Consider the following 4,649-nt stretch of genomic DNA (forward strand, 5'->3'; position numbering starts at 1 on the left):
ACAGCTCAGCTAAGGTAAGGCTAATACAGATAAGGACTCCACTGAACCCCACCGATTAAATCGCACCTTCCTTAGAATTCTCCGAAAGTTATGCCCGTCAGCGCCTTTAGTTGAAAAATGTAATTTTATATTCCAGGCTTAGATAACGCGCTGAGACACAAGCGGATAACAAGAGGATGGAATATGAAAAAGAATGTCGCAGGAATATTAGGTGCAGCAGCGATTCTGGCAATGTTGGCTGGTTGTACAGCTTACGATCGTACCAAAGATCAATTCACCACCCCGGTGGTGAAAGATATCAAAAAAGGGATGACCCGCCAGCAGGTGATGCAGGTTGCAGGCCGACCTTCTTCTGAAGTTTCGATGATTCATGCCCGTGGTACTTGCCAGACTTATATCCTGGGTCAACGAGAAGGTAAAACCGAGACCTATTTCGTGGCGCTGGATGAGACCGGGCACGTAATGAACTCGGGCTATCAAACCTGTGCTGAATATGACACCGATCCGCAGGCGGCTAAGAAGTAATTTTTCGTTCTGAACGTTGAACAAAGTATAACTGCCTGAGTGAAGTGAACCCCTGAGCCTGAATATTCCATGCTCAGGGGTTTTGTTTTTCAACGCAACCTATCAGCCATTTTTCCGTCAAACCCTGAGAAAACAGTTGTCGAATGCACGTCAGCGCGACGAGCAGGGTAACAATCGGCTATGATAGGGGTTTCGTGTTTGTTGAATTTGTTTTAGTGAACTCTTCGCCTATGAAAACTTTACGCCAGCAAAATCGCCGCGTGATCAGATATGTTCCTCGTATTGAGCCCGCGCCACCGGACCATGCCATAAAGGTTGATGGATTCCGTGATGTCTGGTTATTGCGTGGGAAATATGTGGCTTTCGTGTTGATGGGCGAGCGTTTCAAACGTTCCCCGGTCTTTACCGTGCCGGATGCGGCCCAGCGTTGGGCAGTGCAGACGCGGCAGGAAGGCGAAATCGAAGAGTAACAGATAAACCGCCTGACGATGCAGGCGGTATTCAGTGTGTGATTAACGGTGCGCCAGTTCGGCGTCGTCTTCACTGTCCAGAAGGGTTTTATCGGTCTGCTTCAGCCACTGACTGGTCAAGGTACCAGCAGTCATTGAACCGTTGACGTTCAGCGCCGTACGGCCCATATCAATCAGCGGTTCAACGGAAATCAGCAACGCGACCAGGGTGACAGGCAGGCCCATCGCAGGCAGCACAATCAACGCCGCAAAAGTCGCGCCGCCGCCGACACCCGCAACGCCCGCAGAGCTGACGGTTACGATCCCCACCAGGGTTGCTATCCACAGAGGATCCAGTGGATTGATACCCACCGTCGGTGCCACCATTACCGCCAGCATGGCAGGGTAGAGGCCCGCACAACCGTTCTGACCAATGGTCGCGCCAAAGGACGCGGCGAAGCTGGCGATGGATTCCGGCACGCCCAGGCGACGGGTTTGCGCTTCCACATTCAGCGGAATAGACGCGGCGCTGGAGCGACTGGTAAAGGCGAAAGTCAGAACCGGCCAGACTTTGCGGAAAAATTTCAGCGGACTGACGCCGTTAACGCCCAGCAGAATGCCGTGCACGACAAACATAATGCCCAGACCAAGATAAGAGGCAATCACAAAGCTGCCGAGCTTAATGATGTCCTCAATATTGGAGCCTGCAACTACTTTGGTCATCAGCGCCAGCACACCGTAAGGCGTCAGTTGCATAACCAGGCGTACCAGTTTCATCACCCAGCTTTGCAGCGTGTCGATTGCGGTCAGTACGCGCTCGCCCTTCGGCGCATCATCTTTCAGCAGCTTAAGTGCGGCAACGCCGAGGAAAGCGGCAAAAATCACCACGCTGATGATGGAGGTTGGATTGGCGCCGGTCAGCTCGGCAAAGGGGTTTTTCGGCACGAACGACAGCAGCAGTTGCGGAACGCTCAGATCCGCGACTTTCCCGGCATAATTGGTCTGAATCGCTGCCAGGCGCGCGGTTTCTGCCGAACCCTGTACCAGGCCTTCGGCGGTTAAACCAAACAAGTTGGTCACCAGCACGCCCACTAATGCAGAGATCAGGGTGGTGAACAGCAATGTGCCAATGGTTAAGACGCTGATTTTGCCCAATTGCGAGGCGTTATGCAGACGGGCAACGGCGCTCAGAATCGAAGCAAAAACCAGCGGCATGACAATCATTTGCAGCAGTTGCACATAGCCGTTGCCGACCACATTGAACCACTGAATCGAATCTTTCAGTACCGGGTTAGCCGCGCCATAGATAGCCTGTAGTGCGAGGCCAAAAACGACGCCAAGGCCTAAGCCCGCCAGTACTTTTTTCGCCAGACTCCACTGCTTGTGGCGGGTTTGCGCCAACAGCAATAGCAGAGCGACGAATACCACGATATTCGCGATTAAAGGAAAATTCATCCCCGTTCTCCTGATGTAATTATGTGGCAGGCATCCTCATACCCACCTGTGGCGGAAGGTTAGCAGAAGAGCCTGCTGAGGCTTATATCCAAATGGAATGAATTATTCTATTACTGGCGTTTCTGGCTGTTTAATGGCCGATTTGCTGGTGAATAAAACGATTGAACTGGGTTTGCAGCAGATTGATCATCTGTGATGACCAGCGCACTGCACTGTTATCGGGCATCGTCTGCGGCATCCACAGTGCCCAGGTGAACAGCGCCATGCACAGCGCGCGCTCCAGTTGATTACCTTTTTGCGGCGCCAGCAGCGGCAGACGAAAGCGCCAGCGGCATGGCCAGAGCAGAGGAACACCGGCGGGGGTTATCATGTCGGCCAGGATGTGGCTTAAATAGCCCAGCACCATGCCCTGCAAGGCATCGGTAGGGATTATCCAGCTCTCCGGCACCTTAAGATAGAACAGCGTCAGGGCAATAAAGACTGCGAGCAGGCTATGGGTAAAGCCGCGATGCCCGAACATGCGGGCAACGGGTTTTGAGATCCATTTCAGGCGCTGGCCGAGAAAAGACTTCGGGTGGTCAATATCAGGTAACAGGCAGGTCAGAATGGCGGAAGGCACAATATGCCACCAGTCACCTTGTGCCAGCACCGGTGTTAATTCGGCATTTTTAGCAAACACCGCGCAGGCAATAGAAAAAAGCAGGTGTCCTTCCGCCGTCATGATAAAACTCACCCAACTGTCGATGTATACAGTATAGGGTTTTTATACAGTAGACGGAAGAGGTGACGGTGTAACTCTTTGTCACAAGGATGACATTTATCGCGCCAGCCAGCCGCCGTCCACCGCAAGGGTGTAGCCGTTAATATAATCTGCTGCCGCAGAGGCGAGGAAAACCGCCGGGCCTTGCAGATCCTCCGGGTTGCCCCAGCGCCCGGCAGGGATACGTTCAAGAATGGCTTTGTTACGGTCTTCGTCTTCCCGCAGTGCCTGAGTATTGTTGGTTGCCATGTAGCCTGGCGCGATGGCATTGACATTGATATTGTGCACCGCCCATTCGTTTGCCATCAGGCGCGTGAGGCCCATCAGACCGCTTTTTGACGCGGTGTAAGAGGGGACGCGGATCCCGCCCTGGAAAGAGAGCATGGAGGCGATATTGATTATCTTGCCGCCGCTACCCTGGGCGATAAACTGGCGGGCGACGGCCTGGGAGAGGAAAAAAACCGTCTTGAGATTAAGATCCATCACCTCATCCCAGTCTTTTTCGCTGAATTCAAGGGCATCACAGCGGCGAATAGTCCCCGCATTATTAAGCAGAATATCAACGCGCCCCATCTGTGAGGCGGCTTGCTCTACGATGCCGCTAAGCGCATCCTGCCTGCTCAAATCCGCCTGGACCGCCAGAAAACGTCTGCCCAGCGCCGTAACCCGTTGACGGGTTTCTTCCGGCGTTTTACGTCCGACGCCAACAATGTCACAGCCTGCCTGGGCAAGCCCCAGCGCCATACCCTGTCCCAGCCCGGTATCACAGCCGGTGACAATGGCGACTTTATTTGCCAGCGAAAAAGCATCAAGAATCATAGTTACCCCGTCATGGTTAGGCTCACATTACTCGAGCTAAGAATAGGGGTAAAAGAGGTGAAATACAAATAAAATGAAACGATGTTTCAAAAAAATAAAAAGGAGGTGTTTGCGCACCTCCTCCTGTTGCCCGTTACCCGCGCAGATGGGTCAGGGTCAGCGCTTCAAGCGTGTCCAGCTTAACATCGGCAAGCGCATAACGCGGGTCGTGTCGGTGCTCTTCGGCTGGAACCACGATGGAGCGCATGCGCGCCGCTTTGCTGGCAATCATGCCATTCGTGGAGTCTTCGAGCGCAACGCAGCAAGGCGGATCAACACCCAGTCTGGCGGCACAGTCGAGATAGACCTGAGGATGTGGTTTGCTCAAGGGGAGATGTTCGGCGGAGGCCAGCGCGTCGAAATTGTCACGCAGGTCGAACATGGCCAGAACTTTTTCCAGCATATGTAGTGGCGATGCTGAAGCCAGGCCGACCTTCAGTCCGTTCGCTTTACACAATGCGATGGCTTTGCGGGCACCCGGCAACAGCGGGCGCTGTTCTTCAACCAGAGAAATGGCGCGGCTGATAATGTGTACTAGCTCAGACCTGATCTGACAGTTACCGGTTATTTATACAGGTGTCTGTCAGATTAAATCTGGTTCA

Annotated in this window: 5 protein-coding genes and 1 pseudogene; 2 read left to right on the forward strand and 4 right to left on the reverse strand. The window is 53.4% G+C overall.

The annotated features are described in order from the left end of the window. The first annotated feature begins 183 nt into the window (after window positions 1–183). Window positions 184–525 (forward strand): osmotically-inducible lipoprotein OsmE, encoded by a 342-nt coding sequence (osmE, locus tag ACSZO4_RS24710; protein WP_437891731.1) that lies wholly within the window; start codon window positions 184–186, stop codon window positions 523–525. A gap of 143 nt (window positions 526–668) precedes the next feature. After that, window positions 669–995, forward strand: coding sequence for a cell division activator CedA (gene cedA, locus ACSZO4_RS24715; RefSeq protein ID WP_437891732.1), 327 nt, complete (start codon window positions 669–671; stop codon window positions 993–995). A 42-nt stretch (window positions 996–1,037) separates the two neighbouring features. On the opposite strand, the gene ACSZO4_RS24720 is transcribed toward cedA, so the two are convergent. From ACSZO4_RS24720 to hxpB, 4 genes and pseudogenes are all read right to left on the reverse strand, one after another. Beyond that, window positions 1,038–2,429 (reverse strand): L-cystine transporter, encoded by a 1,392-nt coding sequence (locus tag ACSZO4_RS24720; RefSeq protein WP_437891733.1) that lies wholly within the window; start codon window positions 2,427–2,429, stop codon window positions 1,038–1,040. A gap of 130 nt (window positions 2,430–2,559) precedes the next feature. Continuing rightward, window positions 2,560–3,150, reverse strand: a complete 591-nt coding sequence (locus ACSZO4_RS24725; protein ID WP_437891734.1) for a metal-dependent hydrolase — start codon at window positions 3,148–3,150, stop codon at window positions 2,560–2,562. A 96-nt stretch (window positions 3,151–3,246) separates the two neighbouring features. Next, the gene (gene kduD / locus ACSZO4_RS24730) at window positions 3,247–4,008 is read right to left on the reverse strand and encodes a 2-dehydro-3-deoxy-D-gluconate 5-dehydrogenase KduD (RefSeq protein WP_437891735.1); all 762 of its coding nucleotides are present in this window, start codon (window positions 4,006–4,008) and stop codon (window positions 3,247–3,249) included. A gap of 133 nt (window positions 4,009–4,141) precedes the next feature. Then, window positions 4,142–4,576 (reverse strand): annotated as a pseudogene (gene hxpB, locus ACSZO4_RS24735) (hexitol phosphatase HxpB); the annotation flags it as partial. Window positions 4,577–4,649 lie beyond the last annotated feature (73 nt).

This window comes from Phytobacter sp. V91 (assembly GCF_965644225.1).
Classification (GTDB): domain Bacteria; phylum Pseudomonadota; class Gammaproteobacteria; order Enterobacterales; family Enterobacteriaceae; genus CBFFRJ01.

Coding starts and splice junctions, on each gene's coding strand:
- osmE (WP_437891731.1), top strand. CDS start 184: ATGAAAAAGAATGTCGCAGGAATATTAGGTGCAGCAGCGATTCTGGCA.
- cedA (WP_437891732.1), top strand. CDS start 669: ATGCACGTCAGCGCGACGAGCAGGGTAACAATCGGCTATGATAGGGGT.
- ACSZO4_RS24720 (WP_437891733.1), bottom strand. CDS start 2,429: ATGAATTTTCCTTTAATCGCGAATATCGTGGTATTCGTCGCTCTGCTA.
- ACSZO4_RS24725 (WP_437891734.1), bottom strand. CDS start 3,150: ATGACGGCGGAAGGACACCTGCTTTTTTCTATTGCCTGCGCGGTGTTT.
- kduD (WP_437891735.1), bottom strand. CDS start 4,008: ATGATTCTTGATGCTTTTTCGCTGGCAAATAAAGTCGCCATTGTCACC.